Annotated in this window: 24 protein-coding genes and 1 pseudogene; 17 read left to right on the top strand and 8 right to left on the bottom strand. The window is 63.1% G+C overall.

Features of this window, described 5'->3' with window-relative positions:
- Positions 1–143 precede the first annotated feature (143 nt).
- The 6 genes and pseudogenes from ACYQ47_RS20150 to ACYQ47_RS20125 form a co-directional block, all read right to left on the bottom strand.
- Positions 144–383 (bottom strand): hypothetical protein, encoded by a 240-nt coding sequence (locus tag ACYQ47_RS20150; protein ID WP_244826841.1) that lies wholly within the window; start codon positions 381–383, stop codon positions 144–146.
- 16 nt (positions 384–399) lie between these two features.
- On the bottom strand, positions 400–1,227 hold the full coding sequence (locus tag ACYQ47_RS20145) for a type III pantothenate kinase (RefSeq protein ID WP_459909242.1): 828 nt from the start codon (positions 1,225–1,227) through the stop codon (positions 400–402).
- A gap of 150 nt (positions 1,228–1,377) precedes the next feature.
- A pseudogene (locus ACYQ47_RS20140) lies at positions 1,378–1,494 on the bottom strand (type III pantothenate kinase); the annotation flags it as partial.
- On the bottom strand, positions 1,491–2,393 hold the full coding sequence (locus ACYQ47_RS20135) for a biotin--[acetyl-CoA-carboxylase] ligase (protein ID WP_459906573.1): 903 nt from the start codon (positions 2,391–2,393) through the stop codon (positions 1,491–1,493). The pseudogene ACYQ47_RS20140 and the gene ACYQ47_RS20135, both read right to left, overlap by 4 nt.
- 49 nt (positions 2,394–2,442) lie before the next feature.
- Positions 2,443–2,775, bottom strand: coding sequence for a helix-turn-helix domain-containing protein (locus ACYQ47_RS20130; protein ID WP_244826843.1), 333 nt, complete (start codon positions 2,773–2,775; stop codon positions 2,443–2,445).
- Positions 2,768–3,115 carry a type II toxin-antitoxin system RelE/ParE family toxin gene (locus ACYQ47_RS20125; protein WP_459906572.1) on the bottom strand — a complete coding sequence of 116 codons (348 nt, stop codon included), beginning with the start codon at positions 3,113–3,115 and terminating at the stop codon, positions 2,768–2,770. Before ACYQ47_RS20125 ends, ACYQ47_RS20130 begins: the two co-directional genes overlap by 8 nt.
- 178 nt (positions 3,116–3,293) lie before the next feature.
- Between ACYQ47_RS20125 and ACYQ47_RS20120 the strand changes: the two genes are divergently transcribed.
- The 10 genes from ACYQ47_RS20120 (at position 3,294) to ACYQ47_RS20075 (ending at position 12,211) form a co-directional block, all read left to right on the top strand.
- Positions 3,294–4,421, top strand: coding sequence for an MlaE family ABC transporter permease (locus ACYQ47_RS20120; protein ID WP_244826845.1), 1,128 nt, complete (start codon positions 3,294–3,296; stop codon positions 4,419–4,421).
- Between the two features lie 6 nt (positions 4,422–4,427).
- Positions 4,428–5,306 (top strand): ABC transporter ATP-binding protein, encoded by an 879-nt coding sequence (locus tag ACYQ47_RS20115; protein ID WP_250525313.1) that lies wholly within the window; start codon positions 4,428–4,430, stop codon positions 5,304–5,306.
- A gap of 64 nt (positions 5,307–5,370) precedes the next feature.
- Positions 5,371–6,339 (top strand): MlaD family protein, encoded by a 969-nt coding sequence (locus tag ACYQ47_RS20110; RefSeq protein WP_244826847.1) that lies wholly within the window; start codon positions 5,371–5,373, stop codon positions 6,337–6,339.
- A 19-nt stretch (positions 6,340–6,358) separates the two neighbouring features.
- Entirely contained in the window at positions 6,359–7,006 is a 648-nt protein-coding gene (locus ACYQ47_RS20105) for an ABC-type transport auxiliary lipoprotein family protein (RefSeq protein ID WP_459906571.1), read from the top strand.
- Positions 7,007–7,022: 16 nt separating this feature from the next.
- Complete coding sequence (locus tag ACYQ47_RS20100) at positions 7,023–8,183, top strand: VanZ family protein (RefSeq protein WP_250462765.1); 1,161 nt, start codon at positions 7,023–7,025, stop codon at positions 8,181–8,183.
- 52 nt (positions 8,184–8,235) lie between these two features.
- Positions 8,236–8,565, top strand: a complete 330-nt coding sequence (locus ACYQ47_RS20095; RefSeq protein WP_244826850.1) for a (2Fe-2S) ferredoxin domain-containing protein — start codon at positions 8,236–8,238, stop codon at positions 8,563–8,565.
- Between the two features lie 29 nt (positions 8,566–8,594).
- On the top strand, positions 8,595–9,230 hold the full coding sequence (locus ACYQ47_RS20090; RefSeq protein ID WP_309841191.1) for an alpha/beta hydrolase: 636 nt from the start codon (positions 8,595–8,597) through the stop codon (positions 9,228–9,230).
- Between the two features lie 534 nt (positions 9,231–9,764).
- A complete protein-coding gene (locus ACYQ47_RS20085) occupies positions 9,765–10,979 on the top strand; it encodes a D-alanyl-D-alanine carboxypeptidase family protein (RefSeq protein WP_370652117.1) in 1,215 nt (404 codons plus the stop codon).
- Between the two features lie 12 nt (positions 10,980–10,991).
- Positions 10,992–11,885, top strand: coding sequence for a D-amino acid aminotransferase (locus ACYQ47_RS20080; RefSeq protein ID WP_459906570.1), 894 nt, complete (start codon positions 10,992–10,994; stop codon positions 11,883–11,885).
- 29 nt (positions 11,886–11,914) lie between these two features.
- Positions 11,915–12,211: a DUF493 family protein gene (locus ACYQ47_RS20075; RefSeq protein WP_244826853.1), complete on the top strand. Its 297-nt coding sequence runs from the start codon at positions 11,915–11,917 to the stop codon at positions 12,209–12,211.
- On the opposite strand, the gene ACYQ47_RS20070 is transcribed toward ACYQ47_RS20075, so the two are convergent.
- Positions 12,195–13,175, bottom strand: coding sequence for a transcriptional regulator GcvA (locus tag ACYQ47_RS20070; RefSeq protein ID WP_459906569.1), 981 nt, complete (start codon positions 13,173–13,175; stop codon positions 12,195–12,197). The two genes, ACYQ47_RS20075 and ACYQ47_RS20070, sit on opposite strands and share 17 nt — an antisense overlap.
- A gap of 96 nt (positions 13,176–13,271) precedes the next feature.
- On the opposite strand from ACYQ47_RS20070, the gene ACYQ47_RS20065 reads away from it, so the two are divergent.
- The 6 genes from ACYQ47_RS20065 (at position 13,272) to ACYQ47_RS20040 (ending at position 20,610) form a co-directional block, all read left to right on the top strand.
- On the top strand, positions 13,272–13,598 hold the full coding sequence (locus tag ACYQ47_RS20065; RefSeq protein WP_244826854.1) for a DUF2917 domain-containing protein: 327 nt from the start codon (positions 13,272–13,274) through the stop codon (positions 13,596–13,598).
- Positions 13,599–13,671: 73 nt separating this feature from the next.
- Positions 13,672–14,490: a lipoyl(octanoyl) transferase LipB gene (lipB, locus tag ACYQ47_RS20060; RefSeq protein ID WP_309841196.1), complete on the top strand. Its 819-nt coding sequence runs from the start codon at positions 13,672–13,674 to the stop codon at positions 14,488–14,490.
- On the top strand, positions 14,487–15,491 hold the full coding sequence (gene lipA, locus ACYQ47_RS20055; RefSeq protein WP_459906568.1) for a lipoyl synthase: 1,005 nt from the start codon (positions 14,487–14,489) through the stop codon (positions 15,489–15,491). The genes lipB and lipA overlap by 4 nt, the downstream gene beginning before the upstream one ends.
- A gap of 477 nt (positions 15,492–15,968) precedes the next feature.
- Positions 15,969–17,252 (top strand): dicarboxylate/amino acid:cation symporter, encoded by a 1,284-nt coding sequence (locus ACYQ47_RS20050; RefSeq protein ID WP_459906567.1) that lies wholly within the window; start codon positions 15,969–15,971, stop codon positions 17,250–17,252.
- 21 nt (positions 17,253–17,273) lie between these two features.
- Positions 17,274–19,244: a sensor histidine kinase gene (locus tag ACYQ47_RS20045; RefSeq protein ID WP_244826857.1), complete on the top strand. Its 1,971-nt coding sequence runs from the start codon at positions 17,274–17,276 to the stop codon at positions 19,242–19,244.
- Positions 19,245–19,281: 37 nt separating this feature from the next.
- Entirely contained in the window at positions 19,282–20,610 is a 1,329-nt protein-coding gene (locus ACYQ47_RS20040; RefSeq protein WP_244826858.1) for a sigma-54-dependent transcriptional regulator, read from the top strand.
- Positions 20,611–20,839: 229 nt separating this feature from the next.
- Here ACYQ47_RS20040 and ACYQ47_RS20035 read toward each other — a convergent pair whose 3' ends face one another.
- Positions 20,840–21,376 (bottom strand): peroxiredoxin family protein, encoded by a 537-nt coding sequence (locus ACYQ47_RS20035; protein ID WP_250462782.1) that lies wholly within the window; start codon positions 21,374–21,376, stop codon positions 20,840–20,842.
- Between the two features lie 174 nt (positions 21,377–21,550).
- Between ACYQ47_RS20035 and ACYQ47_RS20030 the strand changes: the two genes are divergently transcribed.
- Entirely contained in the window at positions 21,551–22,165 is a 615-nt protein-coding gene (locus ACYQ47_RS20030; RefSeq protein WP_459906566.1) for a hypothetical protein, read from the top strand.
- The last annotated feature ends 179 nt before the right edge of the window (positions 22,166–22,344 follow it).

The raw sequence follows: 22,344 nt of genomic DNA, 5'->3' as shown, positions 1-22,344 counted from the left end.
CGGCCGACTATCAGGCTGGGCCGCACGGTGAGACATTCACGAACAGCGACGAACTCACAAGTTATATGCACTCACCGACCAAGTGAGCGCACCTGAATTCGCGACAGGCACGGAATCGAAAACGAAGCGCGCGCCGTACGCAGTCACTGGCCAAGCGGCCGCTCCTGCACATTTGCAGCAGGCGCGGGCGCGCCGACTTGCGGCTGATCCGCCGCTTCTTCGGGATGCAGCGCCCGCGTTACCAGCGTTTCCGGATGCACCTGTTCCAGCAGATGATGCGGCTCGCGCGCGCCGGCCGCGGGCAGCGGTCCGAAAGTGCTGCGCACGATCGCGAACATCAGCAGATTGGCCAGAATGAGTAGGGCGATCAGCCAGCGCAGCATGCTTGGGCTCCGTCAATCAATCAGAGAGTTTGCGAGATATCGGCGCAGTCGCGTCGCGCGCGATGAGCGCCAGGCCGGACAGCACGAGTGAATCATGGCGAGTATGCGGCACGGACAGCGCGCCCGCGATTTCATTCGCCGCGCCGCCGCCCAGCACGAGACGCACTTCGGCTTGCCATTGCGCGCGCAGATCGTGCCACGCGCGCTCGATGAGACTCGCTTGCGCGAGCAGGCAGCCGGCGGAAAGCGCGGCGGCGGTATCGGTGGCGAAGCGACTCGCGGTTCGGTCGAGCGCGGCGCGTGCCGATGCGGCATCGAGCGTCGGCAACTGCGCCGTGTTGCTGCCGAGCGATTGCATCATCAACGACCAGCCCGGCGCGATCAGGCCGCCGATGAACGTGCCATCCGCGCGCAAGGCTTCGAGCGTCGTCGCCGTGCCTAAGGTGGCAATCAGCAGATGTTCGCCCGGAAACGCTGCCCTCGCGCCGATCATGCCTGACCAGCGGTCGCTGCCGAGGCGTTCCGGTGCCGTGTAGCCATTGACTACGCCGCATTGCCGCGCTTTCGCCCGGACGACCGTTCGCCGCAGATCGGGCCAGCGTGCATCCAGCATACGTTCGATGCGCGCTTGCACCGAGGCGCCCGCCACGTTGGAAATCCACGCGCTCGATGGCGTGGGTAACGCGGACCAGGCGGCTTCGGTCGATGGCGTCGCTGTTGCTGTTGCTTCGGACGTTATGGACGCGTCATCGCCGTTGGGTGCTTTATTCGCGTGCGTGTGCGCCGACGAGTCGCGTGCCTCGAATGCGTCATGAAGCGGCTTCGGCGCCGGGTCAGCTTGCACGCTCGCTTGTGAGAACGCAATGCCGCGTGCATCGGCCGCGTCATGAGGTGACTTCGGCGCTGAGTCACTTTGCGCGGGCGTTTGCGAGAGCGCGGAGCCGCGTGCATCGAGCGCACCATGAAGCGGCTTCACGACGTCGCCAAGACCCGTTTCATCACGCTCATGCTCGAACGCCCCGTTCGCCATCCACTCGCCGCGCGAATCCACGAGCGCCCATTTGATCCGGCTATTGCCCGCGTCGATCAGCAAACACGGCGCCTCGCTCACGGACGCTCCTTCGCCAGGCGCAAACTCAGTTCGCCCGTTGCGACGACGCGCGGTCCTTCGGGCGCGTCGATCAGCAGATGGCCTCCGTCATCCACACCCGCCGCAATGCCACGCGTCACTTCCAGACCCTGATCGATCAACACGACTTCGCGCCCGGCGTAGGCATGCGCGTCCATCCAGCGCTGCCGAAACGGGCGGAAGCCTTCGGCTTCGAAGCGCGGCAGCGCGGCGTCGAGCGCGTTCAATAGCGCAGCGAGCGTCTTGGTAAGGTTCGCATCGGGCCAGGCGCGCGCAAGCGCGGCCGGGGACGCGCCCGGTGCGGCGGCGTTTGCTTGGCGATGCACGTCGTCGACCTGAGCGGCGAGCCGTTCGACGCCATGCAAGTTGATGCCGATGCCGATCACCACCGCCGTCGCTTGCGGCGTGCTCCATGCCGTTTCGATGAGGATGCCCGCGAGCTTGCCGTCGTCGAGCAGAACGTCGTTGGGCCACTTGAGCGCCGGACGCGCGGACGGCGTGAGCGGCAGGCGCGCGAGCGCGTCGAGCACGGCGGTGCCGATGGCGAGACTCAGGCCCGAAAGCCCCTCGATGGGCCGCTTCAGCACATAACCGACCGACATCAGAAGCGCGTTGCCCGGCTCCGCGAGCCACGCGCGGCCACGTCTTCCGCGTCCCGCTGTCTGCAAATAAGCGATGCGCGCAAGCGGCGCGCTCGCTTCCTCGTGCGATTTGTCGCGCGGCTGGGCGCGAAATTTCGCGAGCAGGTCGGCATTGGTGGAGCCCGTTTCATCGACGATTTCGATGGTCCACTCGCGGGCAGGCCGCTCGGCCAGCGTCGCGAGCCGGTTACGGTCGATGCGCCACGGCGCGTCCGGGGCGAAGGAAGAGGGTGGGTTCATGGCGGGTATTGTAGCGGCGCGCCCTTACGCCGGATGCCTTCACCTCACGCTAAACGAGCGAGATCTTCAGCCGCTTGCCGCAAGCCGCAGCGTACTTGCGCAAAGTCGATACCGATGGCGAATGTTTTTCGCTGGCAAGCGATGCTTCGAGCCGCGCGACGGCGGACGCGGTCGTTCCCATGCGTTCGGCGACTTGCGCTTGTGTCAGGCCCGCTGCCACGCGCGCGTCGAGAAAGGCTTCGAGCGGCGCATATTTGCTTTCGAGTGCATCGTAAGCGGCCTTGAATTCCGGGTCCGCCATCATGCGCTCAGTGTCTTCGCGCGTGTGGGGAACCGGAGCGTAGCGCTCTTCCAGTTCGCGTTGCAGCCGGGTTTTAGCCATTGCGTTTCGTCTCCATCATGCGCTTGCGGGCAATGCGTAATTCGTCGTCGGGCGTCTGCTGCGTCTTCTTGACGAAGGAGTGCAACATGACGATCCGCTGGCCGAGCAGCGTGCAATAAAACACTCGCCCGATACCTTCTTCGCCGTGCGGTCGAAGTTCGAACAGACCATCGCCGAGCGCCCGCGAATGCGGCAGCCGCAACGCGGGGCCGTGCTTCATCAGGATTCGCAGCAGTCTCAAGTAGTCTGAACGGATGCCTGTCGGCAGCGAAAAGATCTCGCGCTTCACGCGGGCGTTGTAGTACGCAATCGTCCAGTCGCTAGTTTCTGAGGTTAGCATATTTGATAACAAGAGGCCGGATTTCCAGTTGCCAGTTTTTCGTGACCGGCGCCTCGTGTAAATTCAGCCAGTCGGTCTAAGCCATCCCACAACCCCCCGCGCCATAACAGCGCCGCCTCATTAACCTTCGTTACAATGTCCTCTCCCCTTCACGCCGCGTTCTGACGCGCATCGCTCCTTGAACTTCGACACGCCGCCCCGCCTTAGTGTGGAAGCTGGTCAGCAAGGCAAGGTGGTTCGGCTCTCGGGCCAGTGGACCGCGCTTGCGCTCGCGCGCGACCGGGCCAAGAGCGGTGTGACGCGGCGGCTGCGCGCGGTCGGGCGCGAAGCCATCAGCCAATGGGATCTGCTGTCGGTCGAGCGGCTCGATCACGTCGGCGGACAAGCGCTCTGGCGCGTGTGGGGCCGCCGCATGCCGGCGACCATTGCGCTGTCGGACACGCAACGCGAAATCTTCGAACGCGTCGCGCTGCTCGACGCCGAACGCGAAGAGCCCGAAGTCGTCACGCGCACCAACCCGGTCACGCGGCTCGGGGAACTGATCTTCGGCTTCTTCGACCATCTGCAAGGCGGCCTGTCGATGTTCGGCGGCTTCGTCCTCGATCTCTTCGGGCTCGTGCGGCGGCCGAGGCGCATTCCCTGGGTCGAAATCTCCGCGAACATCTACAGCGCCGGCGCGCAGGCGCTCGCCATCACCGCGCTGGTGGCGTTCCTGATCGGCATCGTGCTCAGTTATCTGTCGGCGCAGCAGTTGCGCGTGTTCGGCGCGAATCAGTACATCGTGAATATTCTCGGGCTCTCGGTGATCCGCGAACTCGGGCCGGTGCTCTCCGCGATTCTCGTCGCCGGACGCTCGGGTTCGGCCATCACCGCGCAGATCGGCGTCATGCGCGTGACGGAAGAACTCGATGCCATGCAGGTCATGGGCATCCCGCACGGTCTGCGGCTCGTCTTGCCGCGCGTGATCGCGCTCGGTATCGCCATGCCGCTGCTCGTCATGTGGACCAACATCATCGCGCTGACGGGCGGCGCAGTCGCGGCAAAGCTCGTGTTGTCCATCGACATCTCGTTCTTCATCCGCTCGCTGCCTTCGGTCGTGCCTATCGCCAATTTGTGGATCGGACTCGGCAAAGGCGTGGTGTTCGGCATGCTGATCGCGCTTGCCGCGTGTCACTTCGGCTTTCGCATCAAGGCGAATTCGCAGAGTCTCGGCGAAGGCACGACGACTTCCGTGGTCAGTTCCATCACCATCGTGATTCTCGCGGATGCCGTCTTCGCCATCCTGTTTCAGAACGTGGGGCTATAGGCGCATATGTCGACGACCCTTGCCACCGCCGTTCGTCATCAGCCGCCGCCCGTCATTGCCGAGCCGGTGATCGAAGTGCGCGACGTCACTAAGCGCTATGGCCGAACGGTGATTCACGAGCATCTGAATCTGAATGTGCGGCGCGGCGAGATCGTCGCGTTGCTGGGCGGCTCGGGTTCGGGCAAGACCACGCTCGTGCGGCAGATTCTCGGCCTCGAATCGCCGACTTCGGGCAGTATCCGCGTGCTCGGCGAGGAATGGGCGCACATGGACGACGAAACCGCGAAAATGATGCGCACGCGTTCCGGCATGATGTTTCAGCAAGGCGCGCTGTTCTCGTCGCTTTCCGTGTACGACAACATCGCGCAGCCGTTTCGCGAACTCGGCAAGATTCCCGAAGACCTGATCCGCGAATTCGTCATGCTCAAGCTCGAAATGGTCGGGCTGTCGTGCAAGCACGCGAGCAAGATGCCGTCGGCGTTATCGGGCGGAATGGTGAAGCGCGTGGGCATCGCGCGGGCCATTGCGCTGGAACCGGAACTGCTGTTTCTCGACGAACCCACCGCCGGTCTCGATCCGAAGGCCTCCGATGAATTCGTCGATCTCATCGCGACCCTGCATCGCGCGCTCGGGCTGACTGTCGTGCTCGTCACACACGATCTCGATACCATGGTCGCGCTGTCCACCCGTGTCGCCGTGCTGGCGGACCGGCGCGTACTGGTCGCGGCGCCCGTGGAAGAAGCGTGCGCGGTGGATCATCCGTTCATCCGCGAATATTTTCTGGGGCGGCGGGGCCGGCGCGCATTGCAGGCGCTGCCGCCCGAACGCCGCGCAAAGCTGCCCGCCGCCGCGCTGGAGGACGCGACCATCAGCGTCAACAAATGAGCACCTCCCGCCAACGACGCGAAGGCCACCGCACGCGCGAGCCAGCAAGCAAAGGAACATGACGATGGAAAACAAATCACATGCGTTCTGGACCGGACTGTTCACCATCGTTCTCGTGCTCGCCATTGCGTTCGCGGTGTTCTTCTTCAACGTGGACCGCACGGTGCGCGTGCCTTACGACCTCATCGCCCGCACCAACGTGACCGGGCTTTTTACGGACGCCTCCGTGCGTTATCGCGGTCTCGGCGTCGGCAAGGTGCAGTCCATCCGCTTCGATAAAGCGCATCCGGGGCAGATCCGCATTCGCATTCTCGTCGACCAGAACGCGCCGATGACGCATTCCACCTTCGCCACGCTCGGCTTTCAGGGCGTGACGGGCATCGCGTTCGTGCAGCTCGACGACACGGGGAAAGACCCGAGCGCGTTGCCATCGTCGGCGCAGAACGTGGCCGAAGTGCCGATGCGTCCCGGTCTCTTCGAACAATTGCAGGAGCGCGGCGACGTCATCCTCAAGCGCTTCGAACGCCTCTCCGAAGATGCCGACAAGTTCCTCTCCGACGATGTGCGCGTCCAGTTGCTCGACACGACGAAGAGCCTGAAAAATGCCGCCGACGGCATTGCGACACTTACCAATCAGGTGTCGCCCGCGACCGAGCATTTGCCCCAGACGCTCAAGCAACTCGACCGCACGCTGGCATCGACCAATACGCTGATTCAAAACCTGAATCGGCCCGACGGCCCGTTCGTCACCAATCTGAACAAGGCAGGCAACGCGGCCGACCAGGCGGCTGCGGCGCTCACCGACATGAACGAGTCGCTGCGCAACGTGACGGCGCGCGTGGGCTTCGAAGCGTTGCCGCGCCTTTACTCGTTCACCGACGACGTCGGCAGCGCCGCGCGTTCCGTCGACCGCGCCGCCGATGCATTCAGCACCAATCCGCGCAGCGTGTTGTTCGGCGCGCCGCAGAAGTCGCCGGGGCCGGGCGAACCGGGTTTCGCGTGGCCCGCAAGCCCGACGCCGACGGCGCATTGACGTGATTCGAAGGAACGCTATGCATAACGACCACCGCAACATGACGATGACCGCCGCGCTCGCGCTCGCCTGCATGACGATGCTCGCGGCGTGCGCGTCCACGCCATCGGCGATGCCGAACGTGCGCTACGACCTGGGCGTCGCGCCCGCCATCGACCAGAGCGCGAACAGCACGCCGGCTACCACGCCGGCCACCACGCCGCCGGTCAAGGTGTTGGCCGTGAGCGCGCCGCGCAATCTCGAAACGGACGACTTCATCTACCGGCTCAGTTATGTCGACGCACAACGCACCGGCAACTATTCGAACAGTCACTGGACGATGCCGCCCGCGCAACTCCTGACGCAACGTCTGCGCGACAGCTTGTCGGCGCGCGGTCCGGTTCTTACGGGCGCCGATCCGGTGCGCGCGGCCTTGCTCGAAATCGAACTCACACGCTTCGAGCAAGTCTTCGATGCGCCCGAGCGCAGCCACGGTCTGGTCGCGGTGCGCGCGACGCTCACGCAGCAAGGACGCGTCGTCGCGCAACGCAACTTCAGCACCGAAGCGAGCGCGCCCACCGGCGACGCGGCGGGCGGCGCACGCGCGCTCGCCGCCGCGTCCGACGAGATGATTTCGCAACTCAGCGGGTGGCTCGACAAGCAGCCGCTCACCGCCGCCGCACAATGAGGCATTCGCGCGGCTCATGACGATCAAGCAATGGCAGCGCCGCCCGTCGGCGTTTTCCCGGCAGGCGCTCGCCGCCTACGCGACGCTCGTGGTCTATGCGTCGCTGTATCCGTTTTCGGGCTGGCGCACGCTCGGCATCGGGCCGTTTGCTTTCATCGCCGATCCCTTGCCGCAGTATCTGACCGCGTTCGATGTCATCACCAACGTGCTCGGCTACATGCCGCTCGGCGCGTTGATCGTGCTGGCGCTTTATCCGCGCTTCAGGGGATCGGTGGCGGTGTGTCTCGCGCTCTTCGGCGGCGCGCTTCTGTCGGGCGCGATGGAAGCCATCCAGACTTACTTGCCGACGCGCGTCGCCTCCAATCTCGATCTCGCCGCCAATGCGTTCGGCGCGCTTGTCGGCGGCGTGCTGATCGCGCCCGCGACGAGTGCGCTGCTCGATCGCGGCTGGCTCAGGCGCATCCGCTTCACCTGGTTCGAGCGGCACGCGGCGTATGTGATCGGATTGACGGCGCTGTGGCCGTTCGCCGGCATGTTCCCCGCGCCTTATCTGTTCGGCGGTGGCGACCTGCCGCGCGCGCTTTGGGACGGACTCGATCCCGCGATGCAGGACGCGATCCTCGCCTGGGCGCCCGCCTCGTGGGACCTCGAAACCTGGTCGGACCGGCTCGGCGCGCTCCTGCCCGACGACGCATGGGAAGCGATCATCACGTCGTGCAATTTGTATGCGGCGCTCGTACTTGCAACCTTGCTCACGCGCGAGCGCGCGCCCCGCATCCGGCTGATGCTCGGCCTGATCGTCGCGACGTTGTTCGCCAAGGCGGCCGCGACGTTTCTGCAATCGCGCGCGGGACTTTTTTACGACTGGGCAACGGACGGTGCGCTCGAAGGCATCGCGATCGGCGCGCTGGCGGCCGTGCTGTCGGTTGCATTGCCACGCTCGTTGCGCGCCGTGCTTGCCGGCGCGGCGCTCGTCGCGGGGCTTGCGCTCGTCAATTTGCTGCCGCTGAATCCGTACTTCGACATCGTGCTGGCCGACTGGCGGCAAGGGCGCTATCTGCACTTCAACGGCCTTCTGCACTGGCTCGCGTGGGTGTGGCCTTACGCGGCGCTCGGCTGGCTCGCGTCGGCGGCGGAGCGCGCGTGGCTCGCGCGGCGGCGGGCGCGGGCCGGGTAGGCATGAACATCGCTCGCTATAATCGATCCGAACACACTCGAGGCCCCACGCCATGGACTCTTTCTACAAGTACCACGTGTTCTTCTGCCTCAATCAGCGCGATGCCGACGCCGCGCGCCCGAGCTGCGCCAATTGCAACGCGCAGCAAATGCAGGAACACGCGAAGAAGCGCGTGAAGAAACTCGGCCTCGCGGGCGAGGGCAACGTGCGCATCAACAAGGCTGGCTGTCTCGACCGATGCGAACTTGGCCCCGTGCTCGTCGTGTATCCGGAAGGCACGTGGTACACGTATATCGACGAAACCGACATCGACGAGATCGTCGATTCGCATCTTGCGAACGGCAAGATCGTTGAGCGCCTTCTGATCGATCAACCCGCGTGACCGCTTGGTGACCCAGACTCAGTAACCCGATGAACGCGCAAACCGAAAAATTCCTGATCGACGGTCCAGCGGGCAAGATCGAAGTCGCGCTCGACCGGACCGATGCCGCCGATAAAGCGCCGCGCGGAATCGCGCTCGTCGCGCATCCGCATCCGCTCTTCGGCGGCACGATGGACAACAAGGTCGCGCAGACGCTCGCGCGTACCTTCGTGCAACTCGGCTACACGACGTATCGCTCGAACTTTCGGGGCGTCGGCCAGACGGCGGGCGAGCACGACAACGGTATCGGCGAACAGGACGACTTGCTCGCGCTCATCGACCACATGCGCGCGCAGCCGGGTCAGGAAGACGTGCCGCTCGTGCTCGCGGGCTTTTCGTTCGGCACCTTCGTGCTGTCACATGTCGCGAAGCGGCTCGTCGAAAGCGGCAAGAGCATCGAGCGCATGGTCTTTGCGGGCACCGCTGCGAGCCGCTGGGAAGTCGCGCCCGTGCCCGAAAGCACGCTCGTGATCCACGGCGAAGTGGACGAGACCGTGCCCATATCCTCCGTCTACGACTGGGCGCGCCCGCAGGAATTGCCGGTTGTCGTGATCCCGGGCGGCGAGCATTTCTTCCATCGCAAGCTGCATGTTTTGAAACGCATCATCGTCGATGCCTGGCGCTGAAAGAGCGTTTCAATCTCGTCGTCATCGAGCGTTTCGCCGCGCGAATCGGCGCTCGAATGGCTATCGGCGTAATCCCTCGAATTGCGGCGCGGCAAACGTGAAAACACGCGTCTTGTCCGTAGATTCATCGGAAACCGCACCCTCGGCGCGCGTATAATGACGCAGAATTTTTTGCTGCGAGCGTGAGCAAACGTCCTGCCGAATGGCCTTTCATGTTGCGTGACGCAGCGAAGACCCGGCGCCCGAGCGCGCAAGCTTTCATGCGGGCTCACGCGATATTCGAAGACCTGCGTTTCGTACTCATGTTGCCCGGGCGTCGGAACGCTCACGGTTTTCTCCGCGTGCGCGGCGATAGACTTCGATGGCGCGTCCGTCTGTCGAGTAAGCGCGAGTTCGCATGACCAGTCGAAGACCATGGCTGGCAACACGAGCGACTAGCGCGACCGGTATCGACGGTCCACCTGTTCAACCCGCGTTTCGCCAACGCCGATCACACCCGGCGAAACGCCGATGCTTCTTCTTCCGACCGATCCTATGCGCTTTTTCCCTTCCGGCTTGTCTGTTTCTCCCCTTTCAGCAGTCGAGCGTCGCACGTTGCAAGCCGCTATCGTGATGCCCGCCGTGCTCGCCGCCGCGAGCGCCTTTGCGCAAGTCCCGCCGCCGGACGTCACCGCGCATTCGTGGGTGCTCGTCGACGCCACCAGCAATCAGGTGCTCGCATCGGGCAATCCGGATGAGCGTGTGGAACCGGCATCGCTCACCAAGCTGATGACCGCATACCTCGTCTTCGACGCGTTGAAGTCGAAGAAGATCAACATGGACCAGACGGTGATGCCGACCGAGGCCGTGCGCCGCGTGAAGACGGACGAGTCGCGCATGTTCATCGAGGCGAACAAGCCGGTAACCGTGCATGACCTGGTCTACGGCATGATCATCCAGTCGGGCAACGACGCGGCCATCGCGCTTGCCGAACTCGTCGGCGGCAGCGAAGGCAACTTCGTCACGCTAATGAACGCCGGCGCCAAGCGCATTGGCATGAAGCACACCAATTTCGCCGATGTGAACGGCATGCCCGACCCGCAGCACTACACGACGGCGGGCGACCTGGCGGTGCTGTCCACGCGCCTCATCCGCGACTTCCCCGAGTACTACAGCATCTTCTCGGTACGCGACTTCACGTACAACAAGATCAAGCAGCCGAATCGCAATCGTCTTCTGTGGCTCGATCCTTCCGTCGACGGTCTCAAGACCGGTCACACCAAGGCGGCGGGATATTGCCTGATCGCGACGGCCAAGCGCCCGCTCGTCGGCACGCCCGACGCGAGCCGCCGTCTGGTCGCCGTGATGATGGGCGAGCCGAAGGAATCCGCGCGCGTGCAAGACAGCCTGAAGATGCTGAACTACGGTTACACGGCCTACGACGCGGTGCGTCTCTTCAAGGCGAATCAGGTGATCGAATCGCCGCGCGTGTATAAGGGCGCGTCCGACAACGTGCAGGCGGGCGTCGAGACGGACCAGTACATCACCGTGCCTAAGGGTCTCGGCGAAAAGGTCAAGCCCACGGTCACGCGTAACGATTTGCTGATCGCGCCGATCAAGAAGGGCCAGCAGATCGGCACCGTCAAGATGGTCGCGGACGGCAAGGACGTCGCGCAGTTCCCGCTGGTCGCGCTGCAGGACGTGCCAGAAGCCGGCATCTTCGGCCGCTTGTGGGATTCGGCTTTGTTGATGTGGCAAAAGCGTAAGTAAGGAGCAGGTTCGATGAGCATCGCCGAAGACTTCGACCCGACGGTCTATCTGAACGGAGAGTGGGGCCCGCTTTCCGAAGCGCGCATTCCGGTGCTGGACCGGGGCTTCATTTTCGGCGATGGCATCTACGAAGTCGTGCCGCTCTACGCGCAGGCAAACGGCGAGCGTCTGCCGTTTCGCCTGACTCAGCATCTCGCGCGACTCGAACGCAGTCTCGGCAAGATCAGCATCGCCAATCCTTTCGACGATGCCGGCTGGCGCGCGTTGATCGCCCGTGCGATCGAAGCGAACGCCGGCGCCGGCGATGCGCTCGTCTACATCCAGGTCACGCGCGGCGTGGCGAAGCGGCGCGGCCACGCCTTTCCGGCGGGCATCACGCCGACCGTGTTTGTCATGGTCGGACAACTCGTGTTTCCGAGCGTCGAGGCGCGGGCTCGCGGCGCGGCCGCCGTCACCGCCGAAGACAAGCGCTGGCTGCATTGCGATATCAAGTCGACCTCGCTTCTCGGCAATGTGCTCATGGCGCAGCACGCCGCCGAACACGACGCGCTGGAAACCATTCAGTTGCGCGACGGCTTGCTAACCGAAGGTTCGTCCTCAAATGTCTGGGTAGTGAAAGGCGGCACGCTCCTCGGCGCGCCGCGTGGGCCGCGCATTCTGGAAGGCATCCGTTACAGCCTCATCGAAGAGTTGACGAAGGAAGCGGGAATCGTGTTCGAGGAACGCGACATCACTGAAGCCGAACTGCGCGCGGCCGATGAACTCATGATCAGTTCGGCGACCAAAGAGGTCATGCCGATTACGACGCTCGACGGTCAGCGCGTTGGCGACGGCCGGCCCGGCGCGGTCTATGCTGCGCTGTATGGCGCGTATCAGCGAGCCAAGACGCGCGAGTTCGGCCTGTGAGCGAACCGCGCCATGCGAAGGAGAAAGCCATGTCCGAATCCAAACCTCAAACCGCCGCAAACCCCGACATCGACGCGTTGTTCAACTTTCCGTGCGACTTTCCGATCAAGGTGATGGGCAAGACGCATCCGGAGTTTCAGGACGCGATCGTCAACGTACTGCGTGAATACGACAACGAATTTCACGACGGGCGCGTCGAAGCGCGGCCTTCGTCGGGCGGCAATTACACCGGCCTGACTTGCACCGTGCGCGCGCAGAACCGCGCGCATCTGGACGACATCTATCGCGCGCTTACCGGCCATCCCATGGTCAAGGTAGTGCTTTGAGCGTGCTTTCGGGTGCGTCGCAGACTGCGGGCGTGCGTTCGTAGAGCTGCCGGAACTGCTCGGCTTCGTCGAAAATCCAATTGCGAAATGCCTGCACGCGCGCGGTTTGCATCGCCGCGGGCGGGCAGACGAAGAAATAGGTCCACGGGCTCGGACCATCCACGTTGAATAAACGCACAAGCCTTCCCGCGATGATTTCCTGCATCGCCAGCGACCTTCGCACCAGCGCGACTCCCTGACAGTCGATCGCCGCCTGCAGCAGATTCGACGAATCCTCATACAGAACGCCGCGCTTCGGTTCCGGCGTTTGCGTCAGGCCGGCGGCGTCGAACCACGGGCGCCACAACTCGTCGTTCGAACGCAGCAGCGGCAGGTTCGCCAGATCGGCCGGCGTGCGCGGCAGATTGCCGCCGTTGAAGCGCGGCGAACACGCGGGGAAGAACACTTCGTCGAGCAACTCTTCTGTATGCAGACCGGCGTATTTGCCGTAGCCAAAGCGAATCGCGAGGTCCACATCGTCGCGATTGAAGTCGATGAGCGCGTTCGTCGAGTGCAGTTCCAGATCCACTTCCGGATGCTTCTCGATGAATTTGCCCACGCGCGGCGTCAGCCAGCGCGCCGAGAACGACGAAAGCATCGACACGATCAGGCGGCGGTCCCGGTCGCCGGAACGAATTCGTCGCGTGGATTCGGCCAGCGAAAGGAGCGAGGCCCGCACTTCGACGGCGTACTGGCGGCCGCGATCGGTCAGGCGTACGCGCTTCCCGTCGCGCGCGAAAAGCGGCACGCCCAGTTCGGCTTCGAGTGCGCGAATCTGATGACTCACCGCACCGTGCGTCACGAAAAGCTCGTCGGCAGCGCGCGAAAAACTCTCATGACGCGCGGCGGCTTCGAACGCTCGAAGCGCATTCAGAGCGGGCAACTGGCGCAAATCTGTATGGATAGTCTGAGGGTCGGTTGTCAATTTGGCTCACATAGCAGTGAAAATTGATCGTTTGGTTCAACGCCTTGCCACGCCTAGGATTGTAGTCATCGAAACGTTCCTTTGGCGGAGTGGATCATGCGAGAAATATCAACAAGCGTCATGTTCGAAATCAAGCCGGGCGAAACGGTGCCGATGCGCATCGTGCGTGGCACGCGGCTTTCGGTGCAAGGCAGCACGGTCTGGGCGACGCGCAGCAACGACACCGAAGACTATTGGCTCGTGCCCGGCGACCAACTCAAGTTGCGCGAACGCGAACGCCTATGGCTTTCGGTGGACGGCGACCGCCCCGCGCAAGTCGTCTTCACCATTGTGCCGCGCTGCGACGAGCGCGCGATCCACTGGGTATCGACGAGCATCGAACGTCTCGCGCAGCGGTTGCGTTCGGGCTGGCGCACGGTCTGAAGCGCAGTCCGGCGCATTATCTTCGGGTTCAGCGTCGGCGGGCATCGAGCGATTTCGGTAAACTATCGGAATCATGTCCGCCATTTCCACCGCTTTCGCGCCGGAACGCTCCACTCCCGCCGAACCGTCCAGCGTCTTCCGCTTCGGCGACCATCCGGTCACGTTGCGCTGGCGCGGCTTAGAGCCTTATCAGGAAAGCTTCGACGCGATGCGCGCCTTCACCGACGCGCGCACGCCCGAAACGCAAGACGAAATCTGGCTCGTCGAACATCCGCGCGTGTTCACGCTCGGACTTGCCGGCAACCCGGCGCATCTGCTCCTGGCCGACAGCGGCATTCCGCTCATCAAGGTGGATCGCGGCGGACAAATCACCTATCACGGGCCCGGTCAGATAGTGGCCTATTTGCTGCTCGATCTGCGGCGTCGCAAGCTGATGGTGCGTGAACTGGTGCGCCGGATCGAAGAGGCCGTGATCGAAACCCTTGCGTCGTATAATCTTGTCACGGATCGTAAGGTCGGCGCGCCTGGCATTTACGTCGCGAAGCCTTCCGCGCGGCACACGGAACTGGGCGCCAACGCCGGTTCGCACGCGCTGCACGAAGGCGCGAAGATCGCCGCGCTGGGACTCAAGATTCGCAACGGCTGCAGTTATCACGGCGTGAGTCTCAATGTGAGGATGGACCTGCAGCCCTTCCTCGCGATCAACCCGTGTGGCTACGCGGGACTCGAAACGGTCGACATGGCGACGCTCGGCGTCGAAGCCGACTGGCGCGACGTAGCCGCGACGCTCGCCGAACGGCTGGCGCATCAGATCGACGGCGTTCCTGCTGCCGCCGCACAATTGCACGACGGCGCCGCCGTCCAAGCAGACTCAAACGGATCAAGCGAATGACTGACGCAACCGCAAATCTTGCTGGATCGACCGACGGCAACACCGCCGTTCCGCCCGCCGCCTACGACGCCACCGCGAAGCAGAAGGCGCAGGCGAAAACCGCGCGCATCCCGATCAAGATCATACCGATCGAAAAGCTCAAGAAGCCGGAATGGATTCGCGTACGCACGGCCACCGGCAGTTCGCGTTTCAACGAGATCAAGCAGATTCTGCGCGAACACAATCTGCATACGGTTTGCGAAGAAGCGAGCTGCCCGAATATCGGCGAGTGCTTCGGCAAGGGCACGGCCACGTTCATGATCATGGGCGACAAATGCACGCGCCGTTGCCCGTTCTGCGACGTGGGCCACGGCCGTCCAGACCCGCTCGATACGGAAGAGCCGTTGAATCTCGCGCGCACCATCGGCGCGCTGAAGCTGAAGTACGTGGTGATCACGAGCGTGGATCGCGACGATCTGCGTGACGGCGGCGCGGCGCACTTCGTCGAGTGCATTCGGCAGGTGCGCGAGCATTCGCCGGAAACGCGCATCGAAATCTTGACGCCGGACTTCCGTGGCCGGCTGGATCGCGCGATCGGCATTTTGACCGCCGCGCCTCCAGACGTGATGAACCACAATCTGGAAACCGTGCCGCGTCTCTACAAGGAAGCACGTCCGGGCTCGGATTATCATCATTCGCTCAAGCTCTTGAAGGACTTCAAGGCGCTGCATCCGGAAGTCGCGACCAAGTCCGGGCTGATGGTCGGCCTCGGCGAAACCGAGGAAGAAATTCTTCAGGTGATGCGCGATTTGCGCGCGCACGACGTCGACATGCTGACGATCGGCCAGTACCTGCAACCGTCGGAGCATCATCTGCCGGTGCGGGCTTACGTGCATCCGGACACGTTCAAGATGTACGAGGAAGAAGCGTACAAGATGGGCTTCACGCACGCGGCAGTCGGCGCGATGGTCCGTTCGAGCTATCACGCAGATTTGCAGGCGCATGGCGCTGGCGTGGTTTGAAGCTGCTTACTGCCTTTCCTGCATTTCGCACGAAGAAGAAAACCCACGGAGACCGTGGGTTTTTTTTGGCCGACAGCGCGCAGATGGCGTGAACTTCGCCCACACCAAGACGTCGTGACAGACGGCATCGAATAGTCCGAACTCCCGGACAAGCATTTTCCGGATTTCCGGAAAGCTGGATTGGCAATCGCCAAGGTCCTAAAAATATTCAGCCAAATCAGCAGGTTACGCAGCAAAAAGTCTGGCATCGCCCTTGCAATAGAAGAGTTACGGCCCGCGAAGCCGTCTATAAAAGTCAAGGAGACAAGCTGATGAATCCCTTCGCATCCATCCGTTCCTGAATCCGTCGACGTAGCGGCTCTCGCTCGAACGACGCGTTTCCGATGCTCGTTGCCAACACAACCGACACGCATCAAGCGTCAAAGCCCGCCGCTGGCTCTTTTTTCGCCAACTGCCTGACCTTTGCCTGGAACTATCGTGAAGAAACCTTTCTATAAAGTCCTGTACGTGCAGGTGCTCTTGGCCATCGCCATCGGTATCGCGCTCGGGCATTTCTATCCCGCTCTCGCCACCGACATGAAGCCGCTCGGCGATGGCTTCATCAAACTCATCAAGATGGTGATCGGGCCGATCATCTTCTGTACCGTCGTGACCGGTATTGCCGGCATGGAGGACATGAAGAAGGTCGGACGCGTCGGCGGCAAGGCGCTGCTGTATTTCGAAGTCGTCTCGACCTTCGCGCTCGTCCTCGGCCTCATCGCCACGCACGTGCTCAAGCCCGGCGTCGGCTTCAACGTCGATCCCGCGACGCTCGACCACAAGGCCGTCGAGTCGTTCGCGACCAAGGCGCACGGCCAGAGCACGGTCGATTTCTTCCTGCATATCATCCCCGACACGCTGATCTCCGCGTTCGCGCAAGGTGAAATCCTGCAGATTCTATTGATCGCGCTCCTGTTCGGCTCGGTGCTCGCGCATCTCGGCGAACGCGGCCGCGTGGTGACGAGCTTCATCGAAGGGCTGTCGAGCGTGCTGTTCGGCATGGTCGGCATCATCACGAAACTCGCGCCCATCGGTGCGTTCGGCGCGATGGCGTTCACCATCGGCAAGTACGGGATCGGCTCGCTGTTCCCCATGCTCAAGCTGATCGGCACGTTCTATCTGACGTCGATCGTCTTCGTGCTCGTGGTGCTCGGCACCATCGCGCGGATGGTGGGCTTCTCGATCCTGCGCTTCGTCGCTTACATCAAGGAAGAGATGCTGATCGTGCTCGGCACGAGTTCGTCCGAAGCCGCGTTGCCGCAACTGATGCTCAAGCTCGAAAAGCTCGGCTGCTCGCGCTCGGTCGTGGGACTCGTCGTGCCGACGGGCTACTCGTTCAATCTCGACGGCACCAACATCTACATGACGATGGCGGTGCTGTTTATCGCGCAGGCAACCAACACGGACTTAAGCTGGGGCCAGCAGTTGACGCTGCTCGCGGTGACCATGCTCACGTCCAAGGGCGCAAGCGGCGTGACCGGCGCGGGCTTTATCACGCTGGCGGCAACCCTTGCAGTCGTGCCAACCATTCCGCTCGCGGGCATGGTGCTGATTCTCGGCATCGACCGCTTCATGAGCGAATGCCGCGCGCTGACGAATATCGTCGGCAATGGCGTGGCGACGGTGGTGGTGTCGGCGTGGGAGAACGAGCTCGATCGCAACAAGCTGCGCGACGCGCTCAAGCACGGCGCGGCCGAGCACGAACCCGAAACCGTCGCTTAAAGCCGCGGAAAGCAGGCAGCCATGCACGCGGCGAAGCATCAGCCAACCGGCGCTTCGCCGCGGCCTTACATCGAAGGCGCGTATGCCACAATGGCAGATACTCATTTGCGGGAATCTGCTCACGTGTCGCGCCGCATCCTCGTGTTCTTCGCGCTCGCCGCTCTGCTTGCGGCGTGTTGCGCGCTCACCTGGCAGATCGCGTGGCGGCGGGGTATCGACGAGCTTCGGCTCAATGCCGCGGTGCGCGTGGATCGCACTACGAACACGCTCAAAAGCACGCTCGACCGCTACGAATATCTGCCGTATCTGCTGTCGCGCCATCCGCTCGTGCAGAACGTGCTCGACACGCCCGACCGCAACAACGTCGATCGCGCGAACCAGTATCTCGAAGACCTCAACCAGCGCGCGCACGCCACCGCGACTTATCTGATCCGCAAGGACGGCTTCTGCGTCGCCGCCAGTAACTGGCGCGGACCGGACAGTTTTGTCGGCGTCGAATATCTTTTCAGACCTTATTTCGTCGATGCCGCGAAGGGCGGCGTCGGACGCTTTTTCGGGCTCGGCACCGTTTCGCTGGAACCGGGCTATTACATCTCGCAGCCGGTGTTCAAGGAAGGCACGCGCGAACTGATCGGCGTGGCGGTCGTGAAGCTCAATCTCGAATGGCTGCAAGGCGCGGATGCCACGGAGCCGCTACTCGTCACCGACGACCACGGCGTGATCTTTCTTTCCTCGGTGCCTTCGTGGAAATATCACACCGTGAGGCCGTTGCCGCAAAGCGTCGAGGCGTCCGTCTACCAGACGCGCCAGTACGCGCAACAGCCCATCACGCCCTTGCCGATGACCATCGCAAAGACGCTCGAAGGCGGCGCGCAGATCGTGCGCGTCGGCGGCGGGCGCAATGCGCCGAGCTTTCTGGCGACGCGGCGTTCTATCGGCGAACCCGACTGGCAGTTGATCACGATGGCGCCGCTCGATCCGGTCGAGAGCGCCGCGCAAAACGCGGTGGTCGTGACGGCCCTCGTATTCGTGTCGCTGTGTCTGCTGGCGTTTTACTGGCGCATGCGGCGCGCGCGCGTGCGCGAGATGATCCGCAGCCGCGAGATGCTGCAGACCGCGTATGCCGAACTGAATCAACGCGTCGCGGAACGCACAGCGGATCTGTCGGAGGCCAACGAGCAACTGACGAAGGAAGTCAACGAACGCACGCGCGCCGAACAGGACCTGCGCGCGGCGCACGACGAACTCATCCAGGCAAGCAAGCTCGCCGCGCTCGGGCAAATGGCGGCCGGCATCACGCATGAATTGAATCAGCCGCTTGCGGCTCTGCGCAGCTTTTCGGACAACACGCGCGTGTTGATCGAGCGCGGCGATCAGGCGGCGGCGCGCGAGAATCTCGAAGCGATTGCGTCGCTCACCGAGCGCATGGGCAAGATCACGAATCAGCTCAAGCTCTTCGTCGCGAAGGCGCGGCCGAAGAACGCGCGCACTGACGTCGCACGCGCGCTGCACAACACGCTCGCCATGCTGCGGCCGCGCATGAAGAACGTCGCGCTCGATATCGCACCGGAGATCGAAGGCGAATGCGCGTCGGTCTTCGTGCGTTGCGAGGACTTGCGGCTGGAGCAAGTGCTCATCAACCTGATCGGCAACGCGCTCGATGCCGTCGCGTCATGCGATGCCCCGCGCATCGTCATGGAACTCGACGCGCGTGAAACCGTGGTCGAGATCGTGGTGCGCGACAACGGCCCCGGCATTCCCGCCGACGTGCTCCCGCGCCTTTTCGAGCCATTCTTCACGACGAAGGAAACGGGTCACGGGCTCGGTTTGGGACTCGCGATTTCGTCGGCGATCGCGCGAGATTATGGCGGTACGCTGATCGCGCGCAATCGCGTGGCGCCAATCGTCGCGGCCGGTCCCGAAGGCGGCACGCAAGCCGACGCCGACGGTTCCTACGGCGCCGAATTCGTACTGACGTTGCGCCGCGCCTGAAGGCCGGCGTGCATGAGGCAACATAAGGGGCAAGACCATGAGCACCGGTTCGCAGGTGATCTATATCGAAGACGACGAACTCGTGCGGCGCGCGAGCGTGCAGAGCCTGCAGCTCGCGGGCTTCGACGTGATCGGCCACGGCAGCGTCGAAGCGGCGGCGCGCGCCATCGACGCGAGTTATACGGGCGTGATCGTGAGCGATATCCGTTTGCCGGGCGCGAGCGGTCTCGACCTGCTCGCGCAATGCCGGGAGCGCGCGCCCGAAGTGCCGGTGATACTCGTCACCGGTCACGGCGACATTTCGATGGCGGTACAAGCCATGCGCGACGGCGCGTACGACTTCATCGAGAAGCCGTTTGCCTCCGAGCGGCTGATCGAAGCGGTACGCCGCGCGCTGGAGCGACGCACGCTGGTGCTCGAGAACCAGGCGCTGCGGCGCGAACTGGCGGGGCAGAGCCGCATCATCGGGCGCAGTCCGGCTATCGAACAAGTGCGGCGGCTGATCGCCAACGTGGCGCCGACGGATGCGTCCGTGCTCATCAACGGCGATACCGGCGCGGGCAAGGAACTGATCGCGCGCAGTCTGCACGATCTTTCGGCGCGCCGCGACAAGCCGTTCATCGCGGTGAATTGCGGCGCGTTGCCGGAGCAGATGTTCGAATCGGAGATGTTCGGCTACGAGGCCGGCGCCTTCACCGGCGCGCAGAAACGGCGCATCGGCAGGCTGGAGGCGGCATCGGGCGGCACGCTGTTCCTCGATGAAATCGAGAGCATGCCGCTCTCGCTTCAAGTGAAACTGCTACGGGTGCTGCAGGACGGCGTGCTGGAGCGGCTCGGCTCGAATCAGCCGGTACGCGCGAATCTGCGCGTGGTGGCCGCCGCGAAAGGCGACATGAACGAACACGTCGCGGACGGCACATTTCGCCGCGACTTGCTGTATAGGCTCAACGTCGTGACCATTTCACTGCCGCCGCTCAACGAGCGTCGCGAGGACATCGTGCCGCTTTTCGAACACTTTTTGCTCGATGCCGCCGTGCGCTACGAACGGCCTGCGCCGCTCATCACGGACCGTCAGCGCGCCGAACTCATGCAGCGCGAATGGCCTGGCAACGTGCGCGAGCTGCGCAATGCGGCGGATCGCATGGTGCTCGGTGTCATCGACGATACGGGAGCCGCGCTCGATACGTCTACGCAGCCGCTCAAGGAACGCACGGAGCAATTCGAGCGCGCGGTGATTGCACAGACGCTGGAGCAGTGCGGCGGGGCGGTGGCGGTGGCGGCTGATCGCCTGCAGCTAGGCAAGGCGACGCTCTACGAGAAGATCAAGCGATACGGGATTGCGGTGAAGGGGGATGCTGAGCGGTAGGGTGCTGGCGCGTATTGGCTGGCCGGTTCGGGCTGGCCTTTAAGCCGGGCGAAAGTCGAACGGCGGATAAACGGTTCAACGCCCGTTCCTTGAATCGCTTTTTGCGCCGCGTTATTACCTAGATCCACCGTTGAGCGCTGCTAGCCAATCCTGAGCGCCTCGGTACGCCGCACGCTCAAGCCAGTCGTAAGTTTTCCCCAACGCGACGCCGCTCAACGCGCTCGTTCCTTCAAGCCGCTCCAAGCGCCTTGTTGAGCAATGCATCCAGCTCGGCAAAAGTCGGTTCGCCGACATAGCGCTTGAGAATCTTGCCGTCCTTGTCGACCACGAACGTCGTCGGCGTCAGTTGGACGTTGCCGAACTGTTTGGCGGCGCTGCCGTCGTCCATGGCGACCTTGAACGGCAGATTGCGCGTCTGCGCATAATTGCTGACGTACATCGGCGCGTCGTAATTCATGGCGACGGCCACGAATTCGAGCCCGCGACCCTTGAACTTGTTGTACGTGTCGATCATCTGGGGCATTTCCTTCATGCAAGTCTCGCAACTCGTCGCCCAGAAGTTGATGAGATAGACCTTGCCCTTGAGATCGTTCGATGTGGAAATCTTCTGCCCTGAAAGCAGCGTGAAGGTTGCATCGGGCACCTTCTGTTGTCCGCCGAACGCGAAATACCCCGTGCATGCGATCACGCCGGCGACGAGCGCCATTACAACGTAGCGCAACGGACTCTTGGCACGAGTCTGAGTATCTTGAGTGGCTTGGGACATGGCAACCTCGAACGGCTCGTAGTCGAGCGAAGCGCCTTGTAAGGCGCAACTGCAATGGGAAAGTGCTGGTTATTTTAGCGCCAAACGTGCGGCGCAGTCGTGACGCATCCGGTCGGCCAAACGAAATCCGGGTATCGCGGCGCGATAATGATGCTTTTCACGCAACGGTCAGCCATGAAGAGAGTTCTTTCTGCGAATACGGCCAGTCTGCGCCGGTTTCTCGTGCGCAATATTCCGAATCGTTCCATGCGCGCACGTTCATTGAGCGCGATGGTGTGCGCATGTGTCGCATGCGGCGCGTTGATCGCGTGCACGCCGTCGTATGACTGGCGCACGATCATGAACAACGACGACGGCTACGAAGTCACGCTGCCCGCCAAGCCGCACGCCGAGGAGCGCAAGATTCAGATTGCCGGCCAGCCGATGACCATGCGCATGCAGACCGCCGAAGCCAATGACGCGGTTTTCGCAATCGGCACGGTTGTCCTGCCCAGCGCCGATCCCGCGTTGCAACGCGCCGCGCTCGATTTCCTCCAGCAAGGCCTCGCCCGTAACGTGAATGCCCAGCCGGCCGCGCGCGCGACGCAGATCGACCTTGCTGTCGGCGGTCGAGTGCTCGGCAGCGAGATGGAAGTCAAGGGACAAAGCGGGAATCAGCGCGAGAGCCGGACGATTCACGCGCGCTTCGTGGCGCATGGCATGCATGTCTACCAAGTCGCGATTGTCTCAGACGAAGCGCCGCCTTCTGAACAGTCTGACCAATTCTTTTCTTCCTTCAAACTGTTTTAGAGGTAAACCTCGGTTTTCTGCGACTGCTCACTTAAGAGTGCTGTTCCTGAGGGTTTACAAAGCCGAAGTTCATTCACAGCTTTGACGTCTAATGCCCGGATTTGTCAGGACTTTTTTCGCTATCCACAGAGTCTGTGGATAACTTTGTGGAAAACAGTGTCGGTAAGTCGCTGGAAGCC

Source organism: Caballeronia sp. HLA56, assembly GCF_054655155.1.
The sequence above is the reverse complement of the archived record's forward strand: the minus strand, read 5'-3'. Positions and strand labels throughout refer to the sequence as shown.